Source organism: Chromobacterium sphagni (assembly GCF_001855575.1).
Lineage (GTDB): Bacteria > Pseudomonadota > Gammaproteobacteria > Burkholderiales > Chromobacteriaceae > Chromobacterium > Chromobacterium sphagni.
Window position 1 is genome coordinate 466,146 of sequence record NZ_MKCS01000001.1, and the last position, 24,144, is coordinate 490,289.

Genomic DNA, 24,144 nt, shown 5'->3' on the forward strand with positions numbered 1-24,144 from the left:
TTGCCGGCGCAAGCGGGCAACCCTTTTTTCGCAGCCGGACCGGATCAGTCGGCCAGATGGCGGCGCTCGGCCATGCGGGTGCCGGCTGCGCGCAGCTCCTGCTCGCTCAGCGCCTTGGCCGCGGTGGGAAACAGCCAGGCCTCCTCGGCGGCGGCGTGCTCGCGGTATTGGCGGGCGAATTCCTGCAATTCGTTCCTGCTGATCTGTTTGATGCGGCCGTCGCGCAGCGACATCAGATCGTCGCGGATGGCGTTCCAGCACGAGTGCAGGTAGCCGTGCTCGGCTGTCAGCTGTTCCAGCCGCGAGGCGGCGGTGGGAACGCGCTCTTCTATCAGCGGGAACAGCTCCTCCTCCTCGTCGGTGTGGTGGGCGGGGCCGGCGATGTCGAAATAGCGCACCACGCTGTCTATCGCGTTGCGGGCGGCTTCGTCCACGCCGTGCTCCTCGATGTACGGTGGCAGCTTGTCCAGCTGGTCGCAGAAGCGGCGGATCTTGTCGTGACAGGCCTGCAGCATTTCCAGCGGTTGTTCGAAGCTGGGCGCTGCCGCGTCCCCAAGGGTGTCGAGCGTGAGCATGAGGGTGGTCTCCTGCGTTGGTTCTGGCATGATTGTGGCTCAATGCCGAACCCATGGACATGACGCGCCTCAAGCATAAGTTCGATGTGGCTGAACGATCTGCCGCTGACGGAATGCGTGGCGCAAGTTCTTGATACTGCTTTGCGCGATGGAACACAAGCCGGATTTGTACGGGGCAGTCCGGAACCTAGATGACCGAGGACGAGTATGGATTTGCCGTTTGAAGTGAGGGCGCTGGACCGGGACGACGCGGAGCTGGCGCAGCGGGCCTTGCAGCTGCAATTCGCCGCCCACCGGGTGGAGGTGGCGTGGCTGGATTACCCGGCGCTGCCGCTGTTGTGGACCGATCTGGCGGCGTTGCGTTCTTGCCGCGACCGCATCCTGGCGGCCTTCGAAGGCGGGGCCCTGCGTGGCCTGCTGGTGGTGTCGCGCCGGCTGGACGGCGGCCTGCACATCGAGCGCACGGTGGTGGACCCGGAGCATTTCGGCGCCGGCTGGGGCTACCGGCTGCTCAACCACGCGCTGCATGGCGAAGCGCACGCCAGCGTCGACACCGCGGAAGTCAACCAGGCGGCGATCGCGCTCTATCACAAGGCCGGCTTCGTGCTGGAGCGGCGCTGGAACGTGCCGGACGGGCTGGTGCTGTGGCGGATGGACTACCGGCCCGCCACGCCGCCAGCCTTGGCGCTGGGGGCGGACGGCTGGATGCGCGGCGCCCTGCAGCAGGCATCGCCCAATTGCGACGAGCGCAGCCCCGGCTGCGTCCCCGAGCTGCTGGTGATCCACAACATCAGCCTGCCGCCTTGCCGCTATGGCGGCCCCGGAGTGCAGCAGCTGTTCGGCAACAGCCTGAATCCGGACGACGATCCCTACTACCAGAGCATTCACCAGTTGCGGGTGTCGTCGCACTTCTTCATCCGCCGCGACGGCCGGCTGCTGCAGTTCGTGCCGGTGGGGCAGCGGGCCTGGCATGCCGGGGTGTCCAGCTGGCGCGGGCGCGAGAAGTGCAATGACTTCTCGATTGGCGTGGAGCTGGAGGGCTGCGATTTCGAGCCGTTCAGCGAGGCGCAGTACCGGATGCTGGCGGCGCTGAGCGCCGAACTGCGCCGCCATCTGCCCTTGTCGGCGCTGGCCGGCCATGAGCACATCGCCCCGGGGCGCAAGACCGATCCCGGTCCCTGGTTCGACTGGGCGCGCGCGCAGGCGGAGTGCGGCCTGGCGTTGTAGCGCCGTCACTTCAGCGTCAGATAGGGGCGGGGGTGGTCCTGGAAGGTCAGTTCTGCGTCCGGGAGGATGAAGGCGGCGTAGAGGAAGCCGATGTAGAACGCCAGCTCGTCGGACAGCTTGCCGATGACGTCCAGATTGCTGAGCAGGTCTCGGCATGGGATGCTGACCCTGGCGCTTTCGTCGGCGACGAAGGACACGTTCTTGTCGAAGGCGATGCTCTTCAGCCGGAAGTCGCCGCCTATCGCGATCTGGCTGAAGTCGTATTGGGCCAGCAACGGCGGATGGCGGCGGGCCACCTTGCCGGCCACCACCCCCGCCAGCAGGATCTCGTCCTTGTCCAGCCCCTGGATGTCCTGCAGCTTCACCATCTTGTCCAGCGCGATCCGGTAGGTCTTGGCGGTATTCACCAGCCGGATGGTGATGGCGTCGCCGTCGATGTCTTCTATGGTCAGCGGTTTCATAGCACGCCCAGGATCAGCGCCGCCTTGGCTTCCAGTTCCTGCTGCTCCAGCTGCGCGCTTGAGTGGCGGGTGAGGGTGCTGCCGACGCGGGTGGTGGCGACGCCGTCCCGGATCAGCGCGGTGCGGATGATGGTGCCCAGGTTCACTTCGCCGGCGGCGGTGAGGTAGCCGAACGCTCCGCCATACCAGTGGCGGCTTTCCTGCCCGGCCAGCAGCCGCGCGGCGTCGGCGGCGGGGGTGCCGATGATGGTGGCCGGCCACAGGTGGTCGGCGATCGCGTCGCCCGGCGTGCATCCCGCCTTCAGCGTGGCGCCGACATGGGCAGAGGTGTGGAAGACATTGGCGAACTTCTCGATCTCCTTGGCGGCCAGCAATTCGACATCCTGGCAACTGGCCTCCTTGGCCGCGATGTCCGCCCGTATGCACTCGGCCAGTTCGAAGCCGTCTTTTTCCGATGCCAGCAGCGTCTCCATCCGCAGGCGATCCTCCTCTTCGCTTCTGCCCCTTGCCGCGGTGCCGCAGATCGGGCTGGTTTCCACCCGTCCGCCGTGGATGCGCAGGAACATCGCCGGCGACGCGCCCGCCAGCTGAAAGGCTCCGGCGTCGAAGAACAGGTTGTACGGCGCCAGGTTGTTCTCCTGCAAGGCCCGGTAGATCTGGTAGGCGCTGCGGGTGGTCGGGCGGCGGATGACGAAGCTGGGGTTGACCGAACGCAGCGCGCCATCGGCTATCCGCAGGCTGACTGCACGGTATATCTGCTCGTAAGGCTGGCAACGTCCGGCGGCGAAGCGGTCGATGTCGATGAAGCGCGCGAGGTCGGGCGGCGGCGGCGCCTGGCCGTCGTCTGCCGCCGGGCCGATGAAATAGCCGCGCGCCTGGCCATCCGCCAGCAGCCGCTCCGGCAGATGGAAGATGCCCAGCAAGTCGCAGGGCAGGCCCAGTTGGGCGTGGATCAGCTCGTAAGCGAAAAATCCGTACAGGCCGAAGCCGGCGTCGGCCTGGAAATGCGCGGGCAGTTGGCGCAGTTGCTCCAGCCTGTGCCTGAGCGGCGCGGCCGCATCCAGCGCCAGGCTGCGGGCTTGCTCGTCGCGCGCGTCGCGCCGCAGCGGCAGGCGCGCTTCCAGCGCCTCGAGCATGCGCCGGCCATTGCCGCTGCGCGGCAGCAGCACGATGCTGTCGGCGAAGAACAGCAAGGTCAGCGACGCCTGTTCCACCCGCCGCGACTGGCGGCGGTACTTGCTGGTGTAGTCGTAATTGCTTTCCAGCGCGAACAGCGGCGGGGCGGCGGCTTGGTCGGAGGGAGGGCGGTCATGCAGGAGGATGGGATTCATACTTGCAGATACCGTGAGGAAAATTTGACTTTCTTGCTGGACGGCGCGGGTTCCAGCCAGGCCTGGTAGCGGTACAGCAGTTGGACGATGTATTGCGAAATCCAGGACAGGATCACGGTGGACGAGAATTTGAACACCAGGCTGAAGGCGAAAATCTTCACTATCGTCGCAAACGGAAACACGCCGTAGAACGCGATCATGAAGCAGATGGCGGTGTACACCACTTCGCCGACGATGGAGGAGAAGATGTCGCGGATGAAATAGAAGCGGCTAGACCACAGGGTCTTCAGATAAAGCAGGAAGCGGGTGTTGAACTGGCTGCCAATCAGGCAGCCCAGCGCGAAGGAGACGGAGCCTCTGACGATGTGTTCGCTGATCAGGATGTAGCTGCTGTTCAGCGCCTCGCAATGGCTGCGTTCGCCGGCCAGCGCCATCAGGCTGCAATCGCGTTGCGACTGGCTGAGCGCGGAGAAGGAGACGGCGAAGATGATTTCCGCCAGGCAGGTGGCGAACAGGATCTGGTTGGAGCGGTTCTTGCCGTAGACCTCGGCGATCGGGTTGAGCAGCATCAGGATGATGGGCATGGTGAACGTGCCTAGGCTGGCTTCCGTGCCGAAGATCTGGATCACCTTGTAGGAAGTCAGATTGGAGGCGATGGCGGAAACTAGTATCAAGAAGGACAAGATGACGATGGGGTCTATGGCGGTCATGGTTTTCGCCGCCAGTTCTCTGACTATTTTCATTTGTTTTTCCTGAATGTGATGCCGATAATTTTTCCAAGCGGCGGGTGGCCGATATTGCTCAGCGCAAGATAGGAATGATTGAGGTAGGCCAGATTGACGCCATGTTTTATTTCTGTCTGGATCAACAGCACGGAACGGTCTGGAAAAATCGCAGGCCGGAATAGGGACTGATCGATGGCCAGAATATTTTCTTCCGCCATTTGTTCCAGCAGCACATATTCATCCCATACCGGCTGTGAGGCGTGATGAAGCGAATCCAGTTGAGCCAAGCTGGTAATGACGGGCGCCATCCGATTATTGGTTGGCGGATTGTTTCCGGCCAGACTGATATCCAGCGCATTGCTAATTGCGCTAGCGTTGCTGAATGTCAGCTCGCGCGCGTCGAACAGTCCCTTGTGCAAGGTGGATTGTTTGATGCCGGTGATTCTTGCCAATTCGCTGATGGATAACTTTCGGTCGCGGATTTTCCTGATGGCCGCTTGTTTGAATTCATTCAGGAAGTGATTTTTTTTGGCGGGGTCCTCTGCATGCACTGTGCGATTTCTCCTATCGAGTCAGTCTTGTTTTTGATTGTATGGCGCATGTATGTACATGCCGATCTGAAAATTCGGTGCAGGATCAAGGTATTGGGTACTGGCAACGGGATTTCACTTCATGCTACATTGGCATGGTTAATGACATATGTCATATAAAGTTCTTGTTTGGTTTATTTTTGATGCGACTGTTCGATATGTGATTTTTTTCTTTGAATGATTGACAGCCATCCGAATGACCAGGCAGCAAGAAAGTGAGTGGGTCGTGTGGAGTGCGAGTCGATACCAACACAGGCAGAGCATTCAATTCAGTGGGTATTAAAGAATGAAATTCTATGCTTTTGGAATTGATGATTTCAATACTTCAGGTGAAATAAATTTCAACTTGATGCGGGGCAGGACCCGGATGGGATTGGCCGTGGAGCGTGTTTCATGCGCTTATCGGCGGCTAGCGGCGCGGCGGAATTCGGGCTGGCGGGCTTTTTCCAGGCGCGGCGCGCATCTGTGGCGCGGTGGATGGGGTGGACGTGCCGGTATTTTGATCGTTCAGGAGAACGTTTGATGGTGAACGCATTTATCCAGACTGTGTCCGGCCGCTATCTCAATGTGCTGGACCCCAAGCCGGACGACATCGACATCGCCGATATCGCCCATCATCTGGCGCACATCTGCCGTTTCGGCGGCGCCTGCCGCCAGTTTTACAGCGAGGCCGAACATGCGATCCGGATGGCGGAGATATTGCCGCCGCGGCTGCAGTTGGCCGGCCTGCTGTATGGCGCGGCCAAGGCGTATGGCGGCGAGGTGGTGCGGGCCGACTCTTACGACAGGCCGATGTCGTGCCGGGTGACGGAGGTGGTGGAGGCCCGCTTCCGCCTTGACCTGTCCGGCGAGGACCGGGCGATGCTGGCGATGGCGGATACCCGCCTGCTGGCAACCGAGCGCCGTGACCTGATGCCGCCGGACAATGTGGAATGGCCTATCCTGATGGGCGTGCCGCCGCTACCCGACCGAATTTGGCCGATGACCATTTCCCAGGTGCTGGCGACGTTTTGCACGGTTTACGAGCAGTATTTGTGCTGGGGGGACAAGAGGGACGCGCCCCTGCGCAGACTGAGGGGCAGAGGCTGAGAGCCGGATTGCCGGATAAACCAAGGCGCGCCGTCGCGGCGCGCCTGGTGTTTTGCGGAGCGCCGCCGTCGCGCTTACAGTTCCACCTGGGCGCCCAGCTCCACCACCCGGTTGGTGGGCACTTGGAAAAAGTCGGTGGCGCGCATCGCGTTCTTGCTCATCCAGACAAACAGCTTCTCGCGCCAGCGCGCCATGCCGGGGCGCTCGGTGGGAACAATGGTTTCGCGCGACAGGAAGAACGAGGTGTCCATCAGCTCCAGATCGAAACCTTCCCGCTTGCACATTTCCATCACTTCCAGCACGTTCGGGTCCTCCTTGAAGCCGTAGCGCGCCATCACGCGCCAGAACGAGGCCGACATCTGCACCACTTCCAGCCGCTCGTCGTCCGCCACGTAGGGCACATCCTCGGTGCGCACCGTCATCAGCACCACCCTTTCGTGCAGTACCTTGTTGTGCTTTAGATTGTGCAGCAGCGCGTGCGGCACGCCGTGCAGCGTGCTGGTGAGGAACACCGCGGTGCCCTCCACCCGCGCCGGCGGATAGGCTTCCAGGTTCTGGATGAAATCGTCCAGCGGCAGCGCTTGTTCGCGCAGGCGCTTGAACAGCAGTTCGCGGCCCAGCTTCCAGGTGCTCATCAAGGTGAAGATCACCATCCCCATCACCAGCGGCAGCCAGCCGCCGTCGGCCACCTTGTGGACGTTGGCGGCGAAGAAGGCGGTGTCGATCACGCCGAACAGCACGGTGATGCCCAGCGCCAGCGGCAGCGGCCAGCGCCAGTTGACGCGCGCCACCACGAAAAACAGCAGGGTGGTGATCAGCATGGTGCCGGTGACGGCGATGCCGTAGGCGGCGGCCAGGCTGGACGAGGTTTTGAAAGTCAGCACCACCACCAGCACCGCGATCAGCAGCGCCCAGTTGATGAAGGGCATGTAGATCTGGCCGATTTCCTTTTCCGAGGTGTGGTTCACCTCCAGCCGCGGGCAGTAGCCCAGCAGAATGGCCTGGCGGGTCAGCGAATAGGCGCCGGAAATCACCGCCTGCGAGGCGATCACCGTCGCCAGCGTGGCCAGCACAATCATCGGCAGCAGCGCCCAGTCAGGCGCCAGCAGGAAGAATGGGTTCTTGATGGCGGCCGGATTGTGCATCAGCAGCGCGCCCTGGCCGAAATAGTTGAGCGCCAGGCCGGGCAGCACCAGCGCGAACCAGGCGCGGCGGATCGGCGTCTTGCCGAAGTGGCCCATGTCGGCGTACAGCGCCTCGGCGCCGGTCAGCGCCAGCACCACCGAACCCAGCGTCAGGAAGGCGTGGAAGCCGTGCTTGTGCAGGAAGACGAAGGCGTGCCAGGGGTTGAGCGCCTGCAGCACCGCCGGCTGCTGCAGGATCTGGTTCAGGCCCAGAATGCCCAGGATGGCGAACCAAACCATCATCACCGGGCCGAACAGCAGGCCGACGCTGGCGGTGCCGTGGCGCTGCAGCAGGAACAGACCCACCAGCACGCCCACCGCCACCGGCAGCACGTAGGCCTCCATGCCGGAGGAGATGACTTCCATGCCCTCGGCGGCGGACAGCACCGACACCGCCGGGGTGATGATTGCGTCGCCGTAGAACAGCGCGGCGCCGAACAGGCCGAGCATCACGATCTTCCAGCGCGCGGCGTGGGTGGTGTAGTGGCGGGCCAGCGCCATCAGCGCCATGATGCCGCCTTCGCCGCGGTTGTCGGCGCGCAGCACGAAGGCCACGTACTTGATCGACACCACGAAGATCAGCGACCAGAAGATCAGCGACAGAATGCCGAATATGTTGTCAGGAGTGGTGGGGATGTTCTGGCTGACGAAACACTCGCGCAAGGTATAGAGCGGGCTGGTGCCGATGTCGCCGTAGACGACGCCGAGCGCGGCCAGCGTCAGGCCAGCCATCGCCTGTTTGTTGTGATCCTGCATAAGTTTCCATAACGGTTGTGCATCGCTGTCCGCATTGCCGCAGCGACGTGGGGGCCCGGAGGCATTCATGGCAGCCGCCATTACCCTCATTGTTGATGATGGTGGCGGAATAAAAAAGCCATAAAAACTCCGGCTGCGCGCAGGTTACTCCAGACGCGGGGTCGAGCCAAGTACAGGCTAGGACGGTGTGCACACGGTTGTTGTACTGCAGCAACTGGAAAAAAGCGCCGGCCTCGGCGATGGCGCCGGCGCCGGCGCTTGGCCGCCAGCCCCGGTCAACGCTACAATCGAAGCCATTTAGCCGAATTCCAAGGACGCACCATGCGCGCATCGCAGTTTTTCATTTCCACTCTGAAGGAAGCTCCCGCCGACGCCGACATCACCAGCCAGAAACTGATGATCCGCGCCGGCTTCATCCGCAAGCACGCCGCCGGCATCTATTCCTGGATGCCGATGGGCCTGCGGGTGGTGCGCAAGGTCGAGAACATCATTCGCGAGGAAATGAACCGCGCCGGCGCGCTTGAACTGTCGCTGCCGGTGGTGCAGCCGGCCGAGCTGTGGCAGGAAACCGGCCGCTGGGACGCGATGGGCGCCGAGCTGCTGCGCTTCAAGGACCGCCACGAGCGCGATTTCGCGCTGCAGCCGACCGCCGAGGAGGTGATCACCGACATCGCCCGCCGCGAGCTGCGCAGCTACCGCGCGCTGCCGAAGAGCTTCTACCAGATCCAGACCAAGTTCCGCGACGAACGCCGTCCGCGCTTCGGCGTGATGCGCGGCCGCGAGTTCACCATGAAGGACGCCTACTCCTTCGACCGCAGCGCCGACGATGCCGGCAAGAGCTACGAGAACATGTACGCGGCCTACCGCCGCATTTTCGACCGCATGGGCCTGACCTACCGCGCGGTGGCGGCCGACACCGGCGCCATCGGCGGCGACCGCTCGCATGAGTTCCAGGTGATCGCCGACACCGGCGAGGACGCCATCATCTACTGTCCGACTTCGGAATACGCCGCCAACATCGAGCTGGCCGAAGCGCTGGCCCCGGTCGGTGAGCGCCCGGCCGCGTCGGCCGCGCTCTCCAAGGTGCATACCCCCAAGGTCAAGACCATCGCCGAGCTGGTGGACTTCCTCAAGATCGACATCAAGCAGACCGTCAAGGCGGTGGTGGTGGAGGGCGAGCAGGGCGACGCGGTGCTGATGCTGGTGCGCGGCGACCACGAGCTGAACGAGGTGAAGGCGCAGAAAGTGGCCGGCATCAAGAACCCGCTGACCTTCGCCAGCCCGGCCGCCATCCGCGCCGCTTTCGGCGCCAACCCCGGCTCGCTGGGCCCGGTGGGCTTCCAGGGCCGCGTGATCGCCGACCGCACCGTGGCCAAGATGGCCGATTTCGTCATCGGCGCCAACGAGGACGACCAACACTATACGGGCGCCAACTTCGGCCGCGATTGCGCCGAGCCGGAAGTGCTGGACATTCGCAACGTGGTGGCAGGCGATCTGTCGCCGGACGGCAAGGGCGTGCTGGCGATCCAGCGCGGCATCGAAGTGGGCCACGTGTTCTATCTCGGCACCAAGTATTCGGCAGCGATGAACGCCACCTTCCTCGACGAGGACGGCAAACCCAAGCCGTTCGAGATGGGCTGCTACGGCATCGGCGTCACCCGCATCCTGGGCGCCGCCATCGAGCAGAACTACGACGACAAGGGCATGATCTGGCCGGACGCCATCGCGCCGTTCTCCGTGGTGATCTGCCCGGTGGGCTATGACCGCTCCGAGGCGGTGAGGGAAGCCGCCGACAAGCTGTATGCCGAACTGGCGGCCCGCGGCGCGGACGTGATCCTGGACGATCGCGGCGAGCGCCCGGGCGCGATGTTCGCCGACTGGGAGCTGATCGGCGCGCCGCACCGCGTCACCATCGGCGACCGCGGCCTGAAGGAAGGCAAGGTCGAGTATCAGCAGCGCCGCGACGCCGAGGCGACCGCGGTGGCCGCCGATGCTATTCTGGAGCATATCGTCGGCAAACTGGCCTGATGAAGACACGCCTGCTGTTTCTGCCCCTCTGCCTCGTGCTGGCGCATGCGCCGGCATGGGCCGGCGCGCAGAAGGAGGAGGCGCTGTCGGCCAATGTGGCGTCGGCGATGAGCCGCTCGGTGTCCGACGTCAACGCGCCCCGGCTGGTGTTCGACGATGCCCGCCAGGGCCGGGCCTGGCTGGCCGAGATGTCTGCCCGGCTGCAGAAGCGCATCCCCGATCCGTGGGTGCGTGAACGCCTCCTTACCGCCATCCAGTACGAGTCCACCCGCGCCGGGCTGGACCCGCAGCTGGTGCTGGGGCTGATCCAGGTGGAAAGCGGTTTCAACAAGTACGCGATCTCCGGCGCCGGCGCGCGCGGCCTGATGCAGGTGATGCCGTTCTGGACCCGCCATATCGGCACGCCGCAGCACAATCTGTTCGACCTCAGCACCAATCTGCGCTACGGCTGCACCATCCTGCGCCATTACCTCGATGTCGAGCACGGCAACCTCTATCGCGCGCTGGGCCGCTACAACGGCAGCCTGGGCAAGCCGGAATATCCCAATCTGGTGATGGGCGCCTGGAAGGCTCGCTGGCATTGGGAAATGCCAGCCGCGTTGCGGACGGCGTCGCTGCCATGAAAAAACCGGCCTGTCGGCCGGTTTTTTTCGCGCTTCAGTCTTCCTGCGCCTGTAACATCTTCTTCAGCAGCCGCGCCAGCGTGGCGCGCTCTTCCGCGTCCAGCATGTCCATCAGTTCGGCCTCGGCCGCCAGGTGGTGGCCGGCGGCGTCCTCTATCACCTGGAAACCCTTGGCGGTGAGGGTGACGATCACGCCGCGGCGGTCGTCCGGGTCGGGCGAGCGGCTGACCAGCGCGGCCTCTTCCAGCCGGTTGATGCGGTTGGTCAGCGCGCCGGACGAGATCAGCACCATGCCTTGCAGCTGGTTGGGCGAAAGCTGGTAGGGTTCGCCGCCGCGGCGCAGCGCCGCCAGCACGTCGAATTCGCCTACATTTAAATTGTGCCGGGACAGATCTTGCAGCACCCGGCGGGTGATGAAGTATTCCATCCGCACGATGCGGCCGATGATCTGGGTGGAGGAGGTATCGAGGTCGGGACGGACTTCGTTCCACAGGGCGACGATACGGTCAATCTGGTCTGGTACTTGCTGCATGCTGCTGGTTCCTGATCCAAAGGTAAACGCGGCAAACGGGACGGGCGCAAGAGTATCACGACTTGAAAATATACTATCTTCATTTAAAGACAAGTTGTTGAGGGCGGCTAGCTCGGCTTGCGGCGGGATCGAGATTTGCCTGGGCAGGCAAACGGGGTTATATTTGCAAGTGAAGATTCTTTATATGAAGATAATTGCCGGAGGTGGAACGCCGCCGGCGCGATACAGCCGCGGCATGCGGCGGGAGTGAAGCTTGAAGACAGCGGTGCGCGGCGATGTGCTGACTTTCCGGGGCAACCCGTTCCGGGAGGCCGAACAGGACAGCCTGGTGTTCCAGCGCGATGCGCTGGTGGTAATGGAAAACGGCCGCATCGCGGCATGCGGGCCGGCGGCGCAGCTGTTGCCGACGCTCGGCGCCGACGCGGTCTTGGCGCATTATCCCGACCATCTGATCCTGCCGGGCTTCATCGACTGCCATGTCCATTATCCGCAGACCGAGATGATGGCCGCCTATGGCGAGCAGCTGCTGGACTGGCTGCAGCATTACACCTTCATCACCGAGCAGGGTTTCGCCGACGAGGCCCACGCCCGCGAAGTGGCGCGGGTATTCCTCTCCGAGCAGCTGCGCAACGGCGTCACTACCAGCTGCGTGTTCGGCACCGTGCATGCCGGCTCGGTGGATGTGCTGTTCGAAGAGGCGGCGCGCATCGATCTGCGCATCCTGGCCGGCAAGGTGTGCATGGATCGCCATGCGCCGGACGCGCTGCTGGACACGCCCTTGACCGCCTACGAGGAATCGCGCGCGCTGATCCGGCGCTGGCATGGCCAGGGCCGCGCCGAATACGTGATCACCCCGCGTTTCGCTCCCACCTCCAGCCATGGCCAGCTGGAAATGCTGGGCGCGCTGGCGGCGGAGTTTCCCGACGTGCCGATCCAGTCGCACATCGCGGAAAACCTGGACGAAATCGCCTGGGTAAAGCAGCTGTTCCCCGATTGCCGCGATTACGCCGGCGTCTATCAGCGCTACGGCCTCTTGCGGCCGCGCGCGATCTACGGCCATGGCATCCACCTGTCCGACACCGAGCTGGAGATGTTCCACGCCAGCGGCGCCGTGCTGGCGCATTGCCCGACCTCCAATTTCTTCCTGGGCTCCGGCAGCCTGGACCTGCGCCGCTGCGTGCTGGGCGATCGCCCGGTGAAAGTGGGCCTGGGCAGCGATCTGGGCGCCGGCACCAGCTTCTCCATGCTGCAGACCATGAACGGGGCCTATATGGCGGCGCAGAGCCACGGCAAGCCCTTGTCCGCCGCGCAGGCCTTCTATCTGGCCACCCGCGGCGGCGCCGAGGCGCTGGGCATAGCCGACCGCGTTGGCAGCGTGGAGGCAGGTATGGAGGCTGATCTGGCGGTGCTGGACTTGCGCTCCACGCCGCTGCTGGATTTCCGCATGCGCTACGCGAGGGATCTGGGCGAGGCGATGTTTGTGCAGATGATGCTGGGAGACGACCGCGCGGTGGCGGCGACCTATGTGGCGGGAAAACGAGTTTACCAGCGGCAGCCAAACTGATTGTCTGCGGCGGCATGCCTCCCCATGGAGTGGGCGCGCGGCGCGGCAGCGCTATGGATTGTGGATAATTTCCATTTTTCCCGATGTTTGTGGATAAGCCCACAGCGTGGCGCGGATGGCTATGATTTTGCGAGAAAGGTCAGAATGACCGACAGTGCCGAGTCGCTGGCCTCATTCAATACGTCGTGGCCGGCGAATTAAGCAAGTGCGCATGTTTCGCGCGAGCCTGAAACTGGCTCATCTCGTCCAGTTCTAACAGGAAATCGCGACTCCCACCCGAATCAACAAAGTAGGGATGGAGATCTGGCTAATGCTCTCATTGGGCTAGTCTTGGCCTGATTCATCTAGCCAGAGAGCTTTGCCTTCTTGAACCAGCCGGTCGAAACCTGGCTCGGGATTGACCCGCTCATAGTGATCGACCGCGTCAGGAAACTGTAGCCGCCATGAGCGACTATCGATACGGGCATAACGATGCCGAGCCGGTGCCCCGGCAAGCAAGCGCCGGTGCGCGCCGGCAGCGATCAAATGGCTGATGCGCGGATGCCGGGCGGCTGCCAGTCTAAATGCCGCAATGCCGAGAACGATGGCGTCGGGCAAATCAGCTGTTCGCATAGCGCCGCTACATCCGCTTGGTAGCGCCGTTAGCTGAGCGCATCGCTGCCCAATGTGGAACGCCCTTGGCCTCGCAAATCCATTCCGACCAAGCGCAAGCTCGATGGCAAGCGTTCCAGCAAGGCATTGCAGTCCGTCAAACATCCAAGCCCGCCGTGCAGAAACAGCAAAGGCTGGCTCGCAGGGTTGCCGCACTCTTCATAATAAATTTGCGCATGGTCTACTGACAAATGGCCGCCATTTTCATGGGTAAAAGGAATAAATAATCTCTGAATGTTTTGCATTTGAATTTTATGCCTTTGGCTTGACAGATTTTGTCAGCAGCGGCGCGGAACCCCCTTACTGCCTCATCGCCACCGCAATCCGGGTGAAGGCGTTCATCAGCGCGATGGCGAAGGTCAGGTCGGAGATTTCCGCGTCGTTGAAGTGTTCGCGCAGCGGTTGATAGACGCTGTCCGGCGCGCGGCTGTTGGCCACGCCGGTGACGGCTTCAGTCCAGGAGATGGCGGCCGCCTCCCGCGGAGAGAGAACTTCCGCTACGTCCCAGCCGGCCAGCGCGTCCAGCTTTTCCTGGCTTGCGCCGCGGCCGCGCAGCGCCTTGCTGTGCAGTTGCAGGCAGAAGGCGCAGCCGTTGAGCTGGGCCACCCTCAGGTAGACCAGCTCCACCAGCGACAGCCCCAGGCTGCTCTCCGACAGCGCGTTCTTGCAGGCGATCAGCCCTTGATAGGCCTTGGGCGATAGCTTGGCATAGTCGATTCTCATCATGTCATCCTTTCTGGTTGAGCGCCTGTTGAAGCGGCGGCGCAGGCGCGCCGCCGCTTCAACAGGCGCTGGGTGAGTTTGCGCCCGGCCGCGCCAGCAGCTCCGCGCCGGGAGCGACCCGCTGGGCCGACAGCAAGGCGCGCTGCCAACGGGAAACGAATCCGGCTTGCAGGTCCGGGCTTAGCCTGCGGACCCAGGCGGTCATCCGCAGCGAGAGCAGCAGGCGTTGGCGTAGGGTTTGGCTCAATGACGGCGATCTGCATTGGTTTCGATGAGCGGAGTCTAGTAAAAAGATGATTGTGAAAATAGAATCAAAAAATCAATTTCAAATTCCATTTTTGCAATCATGCTGGATGATCTGGATCTGTTTGTGGCGATTGTGGATGCCGGCAGCTTAAGCGCGGCCGCCAAGCGGCATGGCATGCCGGCGCCGACGCTGACCCGGCGCCTGCAGGCGCTGGAAGCGAGGCTGGGCTGCAAACTGCTGAACCGCAGCGCGCGGCGCATGGTGCCGAGCAACGAGGGTTGGCAATATTACGAGCAGTGCAAGCCGCTACTGAGCGCGCTGCGCCAGGCTACCGATTCGCTTGATGCGACGCTGAACCGGGTGGAAGGGCTGGTCAAGGTGATGGCGCCGGTCAGCATGGCCAACGGCCTGCTGCTGCCGGTGTGGCAGCGTCTGCTGCAGCGCCATCCGCAGGTGAGGCTGGAGCTGCTGCTGAACAACGGCATCGGCGACGTGCTGGAGGCGGGCGCCGATCTGGCGATCCGGGTGGGGCCGCAACCGGATTCGCAATTGAACCAGCGCCGGCTGGGGCAGGTCAGCGCGGTGCTGGCCGCCGCGCCGTCGTATCTGGCGGCGCGCAGCTGGCCGCAGTCGCCGGGGCAACTGGCCGGGCACGACCTGTTGCTGACCACGCCGCTGCAAAACTGGAAGCTGCATCATGTCGACACCGACGAGCCGCAGCCGTTGCCGGACGGCGCGCGGCTGTTGGTCAACGATATGTTGCTGGGGGTGAGCCTGGCGGAGGCTGGCTGCGGCATCGTGTTGTGTCCGCTTAGTCAGTGCCGTCGCCAGTTGGCGTGCGGCAGCCTGCTGCGGGTGATGCCGGATTGGCGGATTCCGCCGCGGCCGGTCTATGCGCTGTGGCCGCAACGGCTGGCACTGCCGGCGCGGGTGCGGGCGTTGCTGGACATCCTGCTGGAGTTCGCGGCTGAGGAGCCGCTGTTGCAAGCGTGAGCCGGTTCAGGCCTTGCCGCCGCGCGTCGGTTTGGGCAGCAGCACCAGGCGGGTGCCGGCCAGACGGTCGTGCAGGTGGCGCTTGTCCTTGTCGTAGTAGCGGGCGAGGAAGGGCAGCAACCACCAGATCAGCGCCAGCCATTTGACGGCGGGATGGTCGCCGTAGCTGCGCTGCCAACCGAGGTAGGAAACCACCGGCAGGCCGATGAACAGCATGGCGGCGATCAGGAAGCGCGCCAGCGCCTGCTGCCAGCGCAGCAATTGGCCGTCGGCGGACACCAGGCGGATGTACCAGGTCTTCATCGCCACCGTCTGGCCGCTCCTGGTCCAGCAATAGCCGAAGTAGGCGAACAGCGCGGCGGCCACCGCCAGCTGGATCAGCGTGTGCAGCAGAACCGAGTCCCGGCCCAAAACCAGCTGCAGCGGGGTGAGAGCGGCGCTGACCACCAGCATGATGGCGACCAGCAGCAGCGATTCGTAGAACAGGCTGGCCAGGCAGCGGGACAGGCTGGGGACGGTGGATGGGTTCATTTGGTTTGCGAGGCTTCCGGTATGGCGCTGCGTTCGCGCAGGCGCCGCATCACCAGTTCGCGCTGTTCCGGCGGCAGCTGCTGCAGCTTTTTCCAGTTGGCGCGGATCTGGTCGCGCTGCGGCTGGCTCAGCTCGGACCAGGTTTTCAGTTTCTGTCGCACCCGCTGCTGCTGCTGGGGCGGCAGGCCGATGAAGCGGGGAACGATGGCCAGCAGGTTGCGTTTCTTGTCTGGCGCGTAGCGGTTCCATTCCGCCGCCAGCGGCGACAGGACTTGCTGCTGTTCGCTGTTCAGTTGGTCCCAGAGCGGGTCGGCGGGAGGGGAGGCGTGCGATGACTGCGGGACGAGCAGGCTGGACAGGGAGAGCAGGGCGCAGGCCAGGCGTCTGGCCTTATTCATGCAGCCCCCGGCTGAAATTGGGCTCCAGCAGGGAGTTCAGCGGCAGGTCCTGCGACAGCACCGCGGCGTCCACCGCCTCGCTTTCCACCAGCAGGCCGTCCAGCAGCATCAGGCCGGCGCCGGTGACCACGGCGAAGCCCAGCGCCGCGCCGCCGCGCTTGATCAGCACGGTATGGCGCTGCGCCCATAGCGCCAGCCTTTCCTGCAGGCTGATGTTCTCGGCGGCGCGCTGATCGAAGCGCTGCATCGCCCGGACGCGGGCCAGTTTCAGGCGCTCCAGCTGCTCATGGGTGGGTTCGGCGGTGGGGGTGTCCAGAATACGGGTGATGCGGGCTGGCAAATGGTCGCCCTGGCTATCGTTGGCATGATTCATAGCAGTACTCCCTTTTGCGCAAGAATGGCGGCCAGGGTGTGGTTGGCGCGCGAGCAGTGCGTCTTGACGCTTCCCTCGGAACACCCCATCACCTGGGCGGTTTCGGCAACATCCAGTCCCTCCCAGTAACGCAGCAGGAAGGCCTCGCGTTGACGGGCCGGCAGGAGCTGCAGCGACGCGTCTATCATCAGCGCCACTTCCTTGCGCTGGTACCATTGCTCCGGATTGGTGTGCGCCTCGTCGGCGGCCACATCCAGGGTTTCCAGCGGATCAAGGCTGTCATCCTCGGCATGGGTGGGGATCAGCGAGGACAGCAGGGTGCTGACGAAGCTGCGTACCTTGCTGCGTCGGTAGTGATCGCGGATGGTGTTCTGCAGGATGCGCTGGAAGATGAGCGGCAATTCCGCGGCCGGCGCGTGGGCGTAGCGGTCGGCCAGTTTCATCATCGAGTCTTGCACGATGTCCAGCGCATTGTCTTCCTGGCGCACCGCGTACAGCGCTTGCTTGAAGGCGCGTTTTTCTACCGACTGCAGAAAGTCGGCCATTTCCTTGCGGCTTGCCATCTGTGCGTTTCAGGTTGATGCCAACCTGGGATGTTAACAGAGCAGGAATCACTAGGCTAGCACGAGTTTTTCTCCTGAAATAACCGTGATTTAGCGCTTTTTTGCACCTGCACAAAAGCACTTGACCATGCTTTGAGCAATACGATAAGGTCTTTGAGCAAACGGGATGAAATCAACATGAAATAGAGGCGATATGCAGATATCGGGCGCCGAAATAGTAGTCCGCTGCCTGCAGGAAGAGGGGGCCGAGTTCGTATTCGGCTATCCGGGCGGCGCGGTACTGGAAATCTACGATGCCATCTTCCGGCAAGACAAGTTCAAACACGTGCTGGTCAGGCACGAACAGGCGGCGGTGCATGCCGCCGACGCCTATTCGCGCTCCAGCGACAAGGTGGGCGTGGCGCTGGTGACCTCTGGTCCCGGCGCGACCAATGCCGTCACCGGCATCGCCACCGCCTATATGGACTCCATCCCGCTGGTGGTGATCTCCGGCCAGGTGCCTTCGCCTGCCATCGGCCTGGATGCGTTCCAGGAGGTGGACATGGTGGGCATCACCCGTCCCTGCGTGAAGCACAACTTTCTGGTTAAGGACGTGGGCGAGATCGCCTCCACCATCAAGAAGGCGTTCTACATCGCCAAGAGCGGCAGGCCCGGTCCGGTGGTGGTGGACATTCCCAAGGACATCACCCAGCAGCGCGCGGAATTCCATTACCCGGAAAGCGTGCACATCCGCTCCTACGTGCCGGCCACCCGCGGGCACAGCGGACAGATCAAGAAGGCGGTGAACCTGCTGCTGGACGCCAAGCGTCCCTTCATCTATGTCGGCGGCGGCGCGGTGCAGGGCCGCGCCGAAGCCGAAGTGACCGAGCTGGTGCGCTCGCTCAATCTGCCGTGCACCAACACGCTGATGGGCCTGGGCGCCTATCCGGGCTCAGACCGCCAGTTCCTCGGCATGCTGGGCATGCACGGCACCTATGAAGCCAATATGGCGATGCAGCACTGCGATGTGCTGGTGGCCATAGGCGCGCGCTTCGACGACCGCGTGATCAGCGTGCCGTCGCATTTTCTCGGCCGGGCCAAGAAGATCATCCACATCGACGTCGACCCGTCGTCGATCTCCAAGCGCGTGCGCGCCGACATACCCATCGTCGGCGACGTCAAGCTGGTGTTGAAGGAGATGCTGGAGCAACTGCGGCAGTCCGGCCAGAAGCCGGACGGCTCGGCGCTCAACCAGTGGTGGCGGCAGATCGAGGAATGGCGCGGCCACAACTGTCTGCTGTACGCCCCGTCCAGCGAGCTGATCAAGCCGCAGTACGTGGTGGAGCAGCTGTACCAGATCACCGGCGGCCAGGCCATCGTCACCTCCGACGTCGGCCAGCACCAGATGTGGGCGGCGCAGTACTACAAGTTTGACCGTCCCAAGCAGTGGCTGAACTCCGGCGGCCTGGGCACCATGGGCTTCGGCCTGCCGGCGGCGATAGGCGCGCAGCTGGCCAACCCCGGCGCGCAGGTGGCCTGCATCACCGGCGAGGGCTCGATCCAGATGAACATCCAGGAGCTGTCCACCGCCAAGCAGTACCACACTCCGGTGAAGGTGCTGGCGCTGAACAACCGTTACCTGGGCATGGTGCGGCAGTGGCAGGAGTTCTTCTACGGCACCCGTTACTCGGAGTCGTACATGGACGCGCTGCCGGACTTCGTCAAGATCGCCGAGGCCTACGGCCACGTCGGCTTCCTGGTGGAGAATCCGTCCGATGTGGAGCCGGTGCTGCGCGAGGCCTTCAGCGACAAGCTGAAGGAGCGCCTGGTGTTCATCGACTTCCGCACCGACCAGTCGGAGAACGTGTTCCCGATGATCCAGAACGGCAAGGGCCTGGATGAGATGGACCTGCCGCCGCACATGCGCGACATCCAGCAGGTGCCTTTCGAGAACAACCGTGACTACGGCAATATGTGCTAAGGCGGGCGGCATGCGACATATTTTATCCATACTTCTGGAAAACGAAGCGGGGGCCCTGTCCCGCGTGGTGGGGCTGTTTTCGGCTCGCGCCTACAACATCGATTCGCTGACAGTGTCCACCACCGAGGACCCGACGCTGTCGCGGATGACCATCGTCACCCACGGTTCCGACGAAGTCATCGAGCAGATCACCAAGCAGCTCAACAAGCTGATCGAGGTGGTCAAGGTGATAGACCTCAACGAATCCGAACACATCGAACGCGAGATGATGCTGATCAAGGTCCGCGCCGTAGGCAAGGACCGCGAGGAGATGAAGCGGATGGCCGACATCTTCCGTGGCCGCATCATCGACGTGACGGAAAAGACTTACACCATCGAGCTGACCGGTACGAGCGAAAAGCTCGGCGCCTTTATCGAGGCGGTGGACCGCACAGTGATCCTGGAAACGGTCCGTACCGGCGCATCCGGCATTGGTCGAGGCGAGCGGGTTCTGAAAATCTGAGCGGGGCTTTGCAGTCCCTTAGCAAACAAATACCAAGGACATTAGAGAATGAAAGTTTATTACGACAAGGACGCCGATCTCTCCATCATCAAGGGCAAGAAAGTGGCCATCATCGGCTACGGCTCGCAAGGTCATGCCCATGCGCAGAACCTGAAGGAATCGGGCGTCGACATCGTGGTCGGCCTGCGCAAGGACGGCGCGTCGTGGAAGAAGGCCGAAGCGGCCGGCCACAAGGTGAAGGAAGTGGCCGAGGCGGTGAAGAAGGCCGACGTGGTGATGATCCTGCTGCCGGACGAGTCGCAGCCCGACGTCTACCACAAGGACATCGCCCCGAATCTGAAGAAGGGCGCGGCGCTGGCCTTCGCCCACGGCTTCAACATCCATTACAACCAGATCGTGCCGCCGGCCGACGTCGACGTGATCATGGTGGCGCCCAAGGGCCCAGGCCACACCGTGCGCTCCGAATACCTGAAGGGCGGCGGCGTGCCGACCCTGATCGCCGTATACCAGGATAAATCCGGCAAGGCGCGCGACGTGGCCCTGTCCTACGCCGCGGCCAACGGCGGCACCAAGGGCGGCGTGATCGAGACCAACTTCCGCGAGGAGACCGAGACCGACCTGTTCGGCGAACAGGCGGTGCTGTGCGGCGGCGCGGTGGAGCTGGTGAAGGCTGGTTTCGAGACGCTGGTGGAAGCTGGCTACGCGCCGGAAATGGCCTACTTCGAGTGCCTGCACGAACTGAAGCTGATTGTCGACCTGATGTACGAAGGCGGCATCGCCAACATGAACTACTCGATCTCCAACAACGCGGAGTACGGCGAGTATGTGACCGGCCCGGAAGTGGTGACCTCGGCCACCAAGGAAGCGATGAAGAAGGCGCTGTACCGCATCCAGAGCGGCGAATACGCGAAGATGTTCATCCTGGAAGGCAAGACCAACTACCCGAGCATGACCGCCCGCCGCCGCCTGACCGCCGCGCATCCGATCGAGAAGGTCGGCGCCGAGCTGCGCGCGATGATGCCGTGGATCGCCAAGAACAAGCTGGTGGACCAGTCGAAGAACTGAGCTGTCGGTTTGAACTGCTGTTGTGAGAAAGCCGGGCGCGATGCCCGGCTTTTTCATGCGCTCGGTTGGATCACTCGGTCGGGAAGGCCGGCACCGCTCCGCTTTGCCAGACGGCGGTGATCAGGTTTTGCAGATTGAACATGCTGTCGTAGAAGCTGTTCGGCATCATGTTTTTCGGTTGCGCGGTGTTGAAGCCGGTTTGCAGCTCGGAGATGAAGCCGCGGAAGCCGCTGCTCAGCTGGTTTTGCGCCGTCGCCTGCACCGCCAGTTGCTGCTTGTCGGGATGGGGGATCAGCGGATAGGTGGCGGGAGTCCATGGCGACAAGCCGCCCTGGAGAATATCCAGGATCAGATTGAATTTCAGGAAATGGCTCTGCGCCGGATCGAAATCGCTGGGGTCGTAATTGGCCGGTTTTTCCTTCGGCGGCTGGTCCTTGGGCGGAATCTCCTCGGTGGAGCGGTTGCCTTCGCCCTGTTTGACGATTGCCTGCATCGCTGCCAACGCCTCGTCCAGGCTGTTGATGATCTGGCTGAAACCGACGCTCGTGTGATTCTTCTGGCTGTAATCGGTGAAGTTGGCTTGTTGCTTGTCATTCTTGGTGGCGCCGATGTATAGCGTCTTCCATTGCTGGCTGATGGCGATTTCCAATGCCTGGTACAGCTCGCCTATCGAGTTGTAGCGGGTCTGCTTGTTCCAGTCCGGCTTGCCGGGCGGTTCCGGCAACTCGATCACACAGAACAGCTTCAGCTGGTTGACGTCCAGCGCGCCCAGCTTGACCTGGTAGCCGGCGTATTTGGGCGGCACATCCGGCTTGAGGAAGGGAATGCCTGCCGTTTCCTTGTAGGTGGGGAAGGGATAGCGGGGCGCATAGCCCAGCGCGTTGCACAGGTTGGAGACCAGTTCCAGGTGCAGCATCTCCTGGATCACCACGCTTTCGATCAGCTTGGCCGCGGCGGGGTAGGCTTTTTGATTGCCGGCATCCAATCCCTGCACCGAGTAGAGGGCGGTCAGGTACAGCGGAATGGTCCACAGTTCGACATCTACCGCGGCCTGCAGGTTGTCGTACAGTTCCTGTTTGCTCCAGGTGGCGGGATTGCTGATCCTCATGTTCAGTATGTCGGCGATGTGCATGGCTGGAATCTCCGGTTCGGCATCAAATGAAAGGCGCTCGCGGCTACCGGGCGTCGGCCAACGCCATGGCGCGGCAGCGGGAACGCCTAATCATTTTTGGATAGCCAGCCATGCATTCCAATCGAATAGTTATTTCTACCTAGTAGCAAATTGTCTGCAGATTTCGAACCGCATGGCTTGCCGGACAAGAAAAAACGCGGCTGCAAGCCGCGTTTGTCCGATTGAGACCGCGCAGGCGAACACTCAGTCCGCCATCGCCTCGCCCAGCCTTACCGGGCTGGCGGCGCGCCACTGCCGGTTGAAGGCCAGCGGTCCTTGCGGGAACAGCAGCACCACGGTGGAGCCCAGCAAGAAGCGGCCCATCTCCTCGCCCTTGGCAAGGCGGATGTCCTGAGCGCGGTAATCCCACTTATGCACATCCGGCCGGCGCGGCGGGTTGACCACGCCGTGCCAGACGGTGGCCATGCTGCCGACGATGGTGGCGCCCACCAGCACTATCACGAAAGGTAGACCCTGATTGTCCTCGAACAGGCACACCACCCGCTCGTTGCGGGCGAACAGCCGGTCCACGCCGCGCGCGGTGGCCGGGTTGACCGAGTACAGATCGCCAGGCACGTAAGTCATCTCCAGCAAGCGTCCATCGCAGGGCATATGGATGCGGTGGTAGTCGCGCGGGCTGAGATAGATGGTGGCGAAGCGGCCGTCGGCGAAACAGGCGGCCAGCTCGGCGTCGCCGGCCAGCAGCGCCGTCGCGCTGTAGTCGCGGCCCTTGGCCTGGAAGATGCGGCCGCTGTCTATCGGCCCCAGCTGGCTGACCGCGCCGTCCACCGGACAAACCAGGCGCGCGTCGGCCAGCGGCCGCGCGCCGGGCTTGAGCGCGCGGGTGAAGAAGTCGTTGAAGCTGGCGTAGGACGCCGGGTCGCTGTTTTGCGCTTCGCTCATGTCCACGTTGTAACGGGCGATGAAGCGGCGGATGGCGGCCGTGGTGAAGCCGCCGCCTTTCCAACTGGCGAAGCAGCCGGCGAGCCGGGTCAGCACCAGCTTGGGCATCACGTGCTGCAGCAGCACGAACAGGCGTTCGGACACGGGCATTTCCTGATGATGGGTTAACCGCCCATTATATCGCAGCTAAGCACGGCTGGCCCGCCGTCAGCCGATGACGCGGCGCTTTCGCGCGGGCTATGCCGATTTCCCCTAATGGCCGAGCGCGCGACAGGAGGCGCCGCAGCCATCTGGCGCTGCGCTGAATAGCGGGCCGCCAGCGTGCGCCTTGGCGACGATGGCCGCGCGTTTCGACTGGATCAAAAATGGTAGCCCAGGCCGATGGACACCTCTCGGATATGCGCGTTGAAATAAGCAAGGTCCGAGTTGAAGCGGCCATAGTTGCCGCTGAGAAAGGCGGACCAGGCCTTGGCGCCGAGCAGGTTTTTCCGGGTCAGGCCCAGGCTGAGCAAAGCGTCGCGGCTATCGGCTTTCTGGCCGGCGAAAACCGGATTACCGGCTTGATAGCGGGTGCGAAGCGCGACGAGGGAAACCGTGGCATCCCAGTCCGCGCCTTGGTAGGCGTAAGCCAATTGCATCCCGTAGCGTCGGGTGCTCATGGCCTTGCCATCCAGATCTGCGCGCGCGTATATCATGCCGGGGGTCAGCGTATGCGCGCCCTGGCTGTCCAATTTCCAGGCATAAGAGGCTTGGACGCCGTAGTTGTTGCCATTGCGCTGCAGCAGGGCTTGATCTGCCAGCGTCAAGCCTTGCGCCTGTCCGCTCCGCTCATTGCCCAGCTTTTGCCTGGCGTAGCTGAAGTTGGCGCTGAACGGCGTATTCAGGATGTTCGACCAGCCCAGCGCCAGACCCGCGTTTTTCAGCTTGCCGTCCTGGCGGGCGACATTCAAAGCATAAGGGTCCAGCCAGACTTCGCTCTCGCCATAAGTCAGCGCTGCCGATACCGCGCCGACTTGCGGCAGTTGCTGGCGCACGCCCAACTGCAGGCCGCCTCCCGCAGCGAAGGTGCTGGTATTGGAGGGCGAGATGAAGAGCCGGGTGCCTGTGCCGGCGAAGCCATAGCTCCATTCGCCTTCGACCAGGGGGGCAGTACCGGATTGCGAGGCCGGCGCTTGCGTCAAGCTGGCGGCGCTGGGGCGACCGTCGTTTGGCGCCTTGAGGAAATTGCTGGCCAGTTGATAGTGGCTGACGCCTAGCTGTAAGGCCCCGGAGAAACCGTCTTGTTCATTCTCTGCGGCGACTGCCAGCAAAGGTGCGCTCAGCAGTATCAATACGGCATGATGTTTCATCGGATATTCCTTTGGATGGAGTTAAAAGAG

At 63.1% G+C, this 24,144-nt stretch carries 28 protein-coding genes and 1 pseudogene; 11 read left to right on the forward strand and 18 right to left on the reverse strand.

Annotated features, from left to right (window positions below):
• Positions 1-44: 44 nt before the first annotated feature.
• On the reverse strand, positions 45-575 hold the full coding sequence (locus BI347_RS02250) for a hemerythrin domain-containing protein (protein WP_071111425.1): 531 nt from the start codon (positions 573-575) through the stop codon (positions 45-47).
• A gap of 207 nt (positions 576-782) precedes the next feature.
• Here BI347_RS02250 and BI347_RS25085 point away from each other — a divergent pair.
• Positions 783-1,223, forward strand: a pseudogene (locus BI347_RS25085) (GNAT family N-acetyltransferase); the annotation flags it as partial.
• 3 nt (positions 1,224-1,226) lie between these two features.
• On the forward strand, positions 1,227-1,802 hold the full coding sequence (gene ampD / locus BI347_RS25090; RefSeq protein ID WP_476727295.1) for a 1,6-anhydro-N-acetylmuramyl-L-alanine amidase AmpD: 576 nt from the start codon (positions 1,227-1,229) through the stop codon (positions 1,800-1,802).
• A 5-nt stretch (positions 1,803-1,807) separates the two neighbouring features.
• On the opposite strand, the gene BI347_RS02260 is transcribed toward ampD, so the two are convergent.
• From BI347_RS02260 to BI347_RS02275, 4 genes are read right to left on the reverse strand one after another with little or no spacing between them, the layout of a single operon-like run.
• The gene (locus BI347_RS02260) at positions 1,808-2,263 is read right to left on the reverse strand and encodes a hypothetical protein (protein WP_071111423.1); all 456 of its coding nucleotides are present in this window, start codon (positions 2,261-2,263) and stop codon (positions 1,808-1,810) included.
• Complete coding sequence (locus BI347_RS02265; protein WP_071111422.1) at positions 2,260-3,594, reverse strand: chorismate-binding protein; 1,335 nt, start codon at positions 3,592-3,594, stop codon at positions 2,260-2,262. The genes BI347_RS02260 and BI347_RS02265 overlap by 4 nt, the downstream gene beginning before the upstream one ends.
• Positions 3,591-4,337 (reverse strand): queuosine precursor transporter, encoded by a 747-nt coding sequence (locus tag BI347_RS02270; protein WP_071111421.1) that lies wholly within the window; start codon positions 4,335-4,337, stop codon positions 3,591-3,593. The genes BI347_RS02265 and BI347_RS02270 overlap by 4 nt, the downstream gene beginning before the upstream one ends.
• On the reverse strand, positions 4,334-4,870 hold the full coding sequence (locus BI347_RS02275; protein WP_071115208.1) for a helix-turn-helix domain-containing protein: 537 nt from the start codon (positions 4,868-4,870) through the stop codon (positions 4,334-4,336). The genes BI347_RS02270 and BI347_RS02275 overlap by 4 nt, the downstream gene beginning before the upstream one ends.
• Before the next feature lie 325 nt (positions 4,871-5,195).
• On the opposite strand from BI347_RS02275, the gene BI347_RS23390 reads away from it, so the two are divergent.
• Both BI347_RS23390 and BI347_RS02280 read left to right on the forward strand, forming a co-directional pair.
• Positions 5,196-5,432 carry a hypothetical protein gene (locus tag BI347_RS23390; protein WP_139167161.1) on the forward strand — a complete coding sequence of 79 codons (237 nt, stop codon included), beginning with the start codon at positions 5,196-5,198 and terminating at the stop codon, positions 5,430-5,432.
• Positions 5,432-5,998, forward strand: coding sequence for a phosphohydrolase (locus tag BI347_RS02280; RefSeq protein ID WP_071111419.1), 567 nt, complete (start codon positions 5,432-5,434; stop codon positions 5,996-5,998). Before BI347_RS23390 ends, BI347_RS02280 begins: the two co-directional genes overlap by 1 nt.
• 74 nt (positions 5,999-6,072) lie before the next feature.
• On the opposite strand, the gene kup is transcribed toward BI347_RS02280, so the two are convergent.
• Positions 6,073-7,938 (reverse strand): low affinity potassium transporter Kup, encoded by a 1,866-nt coding sequence (gene kup, locus BI347_RS02285; RefSeq protein ID WP_071111418.1) that lies wholly within the window; start codon positions 7,936-7,938, stop codon positions 6,073-6,075.
• Positions 7,939-8,259: 321 nt separating this feature from the next.
• Between kup and BI347_RS02290 the strand changes: the two genes are divergently transcribed.
• Together BI347_RS02290 and BI347_RS02295 are read left to right on the forward strand one after the other, a co-directional pair.
• A complete protein-coding gene (locus tag BI347_RS02290) occupies positions 8,260-9,966 on the forward strand; it encodes a proline--tRNA ligase (RefSeq protein ID WP_071115209.1) in 1,707 nt (568 codons plus the stop codon).
• A complete protein-coding gene (locus tag BI347_RS02295) occupies positions 9,966-10,589 on the forward strand; it encodes a lytic transglycosylase domain-containing protein (RefSeq protein WP_071111416.1) in 624 nt (207 codons plus the stop codon). Before BI347_RS02290 ends, BI347_RS02295 begins: the two co-directional genes overlap by 1 nt.
• A 34-nt stretch (positions 10,590-10,623) precedes the next feature.
• On the opposite strand, the gene BI347_RS02300 is transcribed toward BI347_RS02295, so the two are convergent.
• On the reverse strand, positions 10,624-11,121 hold the full coding sequence (locus BI347_RS02300) for a MarR family winged helix-turn-helix transcriptional regulator (RefSeq protein WP_071111415.1): 498 nt from the start codon (positions 11,119-11,121) through the stop codon (positions 10,624-10,626).
• Positions 11,122-11,374: 253 nt separating this feature from the next.
• Between BI347_RS02300 and guaD the strand changes: the two genes are divergently transcribed.
• A complete protein-coding gene (gene guaD, locus BI347_RS02305) occupies positions 11,375-12,685 on the forward strand; it encodes a guanine deaminase (protein WP_071111414.1) in 1,311 nt (436 codons plus the stop codon).
• A gap of 324 nt (positions 12,686-13,009) precedes the next feature.
• On the opposite strand, the gene BI347_RS23395 is transcribed toward guaD, so the two are convergent.
• The 4 genes from BI347_RS23395 to BI347_RS23405 are packed head-to-tail and all read right to left on the reverse strand — an operon-like array spanning position 13,010 to position 14,306.
• The gene (locus BI347_RS23395; RefSeq protein WP_139167162.1) at positions 13,010-13,297 is read right to left on the reverse strand and encodes a hypothetical protein; all 288 of its coding nucleotides are present in this window, start codon (positions 13,295-13,297) and stop codon (positions 13,010-13,012) included.
• A gap of 29 nt (positions 13,298-13,326) precedes the next feature.
• Positions 13,327-13,581 (reverse strand): alpha/beta hydrolase family protein, encoded by a 255-nt coding sequence (locus tag BI347_RS23400; RefSeq protein ID WP_139167163.1) that lies wholly within the window; start codon positions 13,579-13,581, stop codon positions 13,327-13,329.
• 55 nt (positions 13,582-13,636) lie between these two features.
• On the reverse strand, positions 13,637-14,062 hold the full coding sequence (locus BI347_RS02310; RefSeq protein ID WP_239690806.1) for a carboxymuconolactone decarboxylase family protein: 426 nt from the start codon (positions 14,060-14,062) through the stop codon (positions 13,637-13,639).
• Positions 14,063-14,117: 55 nt separating this feature from the next.
• Positions 14,118-14,306, reverse strand: a complete 189-nt coding sequence (locus BI347_RS23405) for a hypothetical protein (protein ID WP_139166861.1) — start codon at positions 14,304-14,306, stop codon at positions 14,118-14,120.
• 99 nt (positions 14,307-14,405) lie between these two features.
• Here BI347_RS23405 and BI347_RS02315 point away from each other — a divergent pair, with 99 nt between their 5' ends.
• Positions 14,406-15,299, forward strand: a complete 894-nt coding sequence (locus tag BI347_RS02315) for a LysR family transcriptional regulator (RefSeq protein ID WP_071115210.1) — start codon at positions 14,406-14,408, stop codon at positions 15,297-15,299.
• A gap of 6 nt (positions 15,300-15,305) precedes the next feature.
• Here the strand turns inward: BI347_RS02315 and BI347_RS02320 are convergent, their stop codons facing one another.
• From BI347_RS02320 to BI347_RS02335, 4 genes are read right to left on the reverse strand one after another with little or no spacing between them, the layout of a single operon-like run.
• The gene (locus BI347_RS02320; protein ID WP_071115211.1) at positions 15,306-15,830 is read right to left on the reverse strand and encodes an RDD family protein; all 525 of its coding nucleotides are present in this window, start codon (positions 15,828-15,830) and stop codon (positions 15,306-15,308) included.
• Entirely contained in the window at positions 15,827-16,228 is a 402-nt protein-coding gene (locus BI347_RS02325) for a DUF3106 domain-containing protein (protein WP_071111410.1), read from the reverse strand. Before BI347_RS02325 ends, BI347_RS02320 begins: the two co-directional genes overlap by 4 nt.
• Positions 16,221-16,601, reverse strand: coding sequence for a DUF3619 family protein (locus BI347_RS02330; protein WP_071111409.1), 381 nt, complete (start codon positions 16,599-16,601; stop codon positions 16,221-16,223). The genes BI347_RS02325 and BI347_RS02330 overlap by 8 nt, the downstream gene beginning before the upstream one ends.
• Positions 16,598-17,164: an RNA polymerase sigma factor gene (locus tag BI347_RS02335; protein WP_071111408.1), complete on the reverse strand. Its 567-nt coding sequence runs from the start codon at positions 17,162-17,164 to the stop codon at positions 16,598-16,600. Before BI347_RS02335 ends, BI347_RS02330 begins: the two co-directional genes overlap by 4 nt.
• A 193-nt stretch (positions 17,165-17,357) precedes the next feature.
• On the opposite strand from BI347_RS02335, the gene ilvB reads away from it, so the two are divergent.
• Genes ilvB through ilvC form a run of 3 tightly spaced genes read left to right on the forward strand, consistent with a single transcriptional unit; the run spans position 17,358 to position 20,691 of the window.
• Positions 17,358-19,124 (forward strand): biosynthetic-type acetolactate synthase large subunit, encoded by a 1,767-nt coding sequence (gene ilvB, locus BI347_RS02340; protein ID WP_071111407.1) that lies wholly within the window; start codon positions 17,358-17,360, stop codon positions 19,122-19,124.
• A gap of 10 nt (positions 19,125-19,134) precedes the next feature.
• The gene (gene ilvN / locus BI347_RS02345) at positions 19,135-19,626 is read left to right on the forward strand and encodes an acetolactate synthase small subunit (protein WP_071111406.1); all 492 of its coding nucleotides are present in this window, start codon (positions 19,135-19,137) and stop codon (positions 19,624-19,626) included.
• Positions 19,627-19,674: 48 nt separating this feature from the next.
• Positions 19,675-20,691, forward strand: coding sequence for a ketol-acid reductoisomerase (gene ilvC / locus BI347_RS02350; protein ID WP_021478383.1), 1,017 nt, complete (start codon positions 19,675-19,677; stop codon positions 20,689-20,691).
• A gap of 70 nt (positions 20,692-20,761) precedes the next feature.
• Here ilvC and BI347_RS02355 read toward each other — a convergent pair whose 3' ends face one another.
• From BI347_RS02355 to BI347_RS02365, 3 genes are all read right to left on the reverse strand, one after another.
• Positions 20,762-21,823 carry a ferritin-like domain-containing protein gene (locus BI347_RS02355; protein WP_071111405.1) on the reverse strand — a complete coding sequence of 354 codons (1,062 nt, stop codon included), beginning with the start codon at positions 21,821-21,823 and terminating at the stop codon, positions 20,762-20,764.
• A gap of 243 nt (positions 21,824-22,066) precedes the next feature.
• Complete coding sequence (gene asd / locus BI347_RS02360; protein ID WP_420837161.1) at positions 22,067-22,915, reverse strand: archaetidylserine decarboxylase; 849 nt, start codon at positions 22,913-22,915, stop codon at positions 22,067-22,069.
• A gap of 209 nt (positions 22,916-23,124) precedes the next feature.
• Positions 23,125-24,114: a DUF2860 domain-containing protein gene (locus BI347_RS02365; protein ID WP_071111403.1), complete on the reverse strand. Its 990-nt coding sequence runs from the start codon at positions 24,112-24,114 to the stop codon at positions 23,125-23,127.
• Between the last annotated feature and the right edge of the window lie 30 nt (positions 24,115-24,144).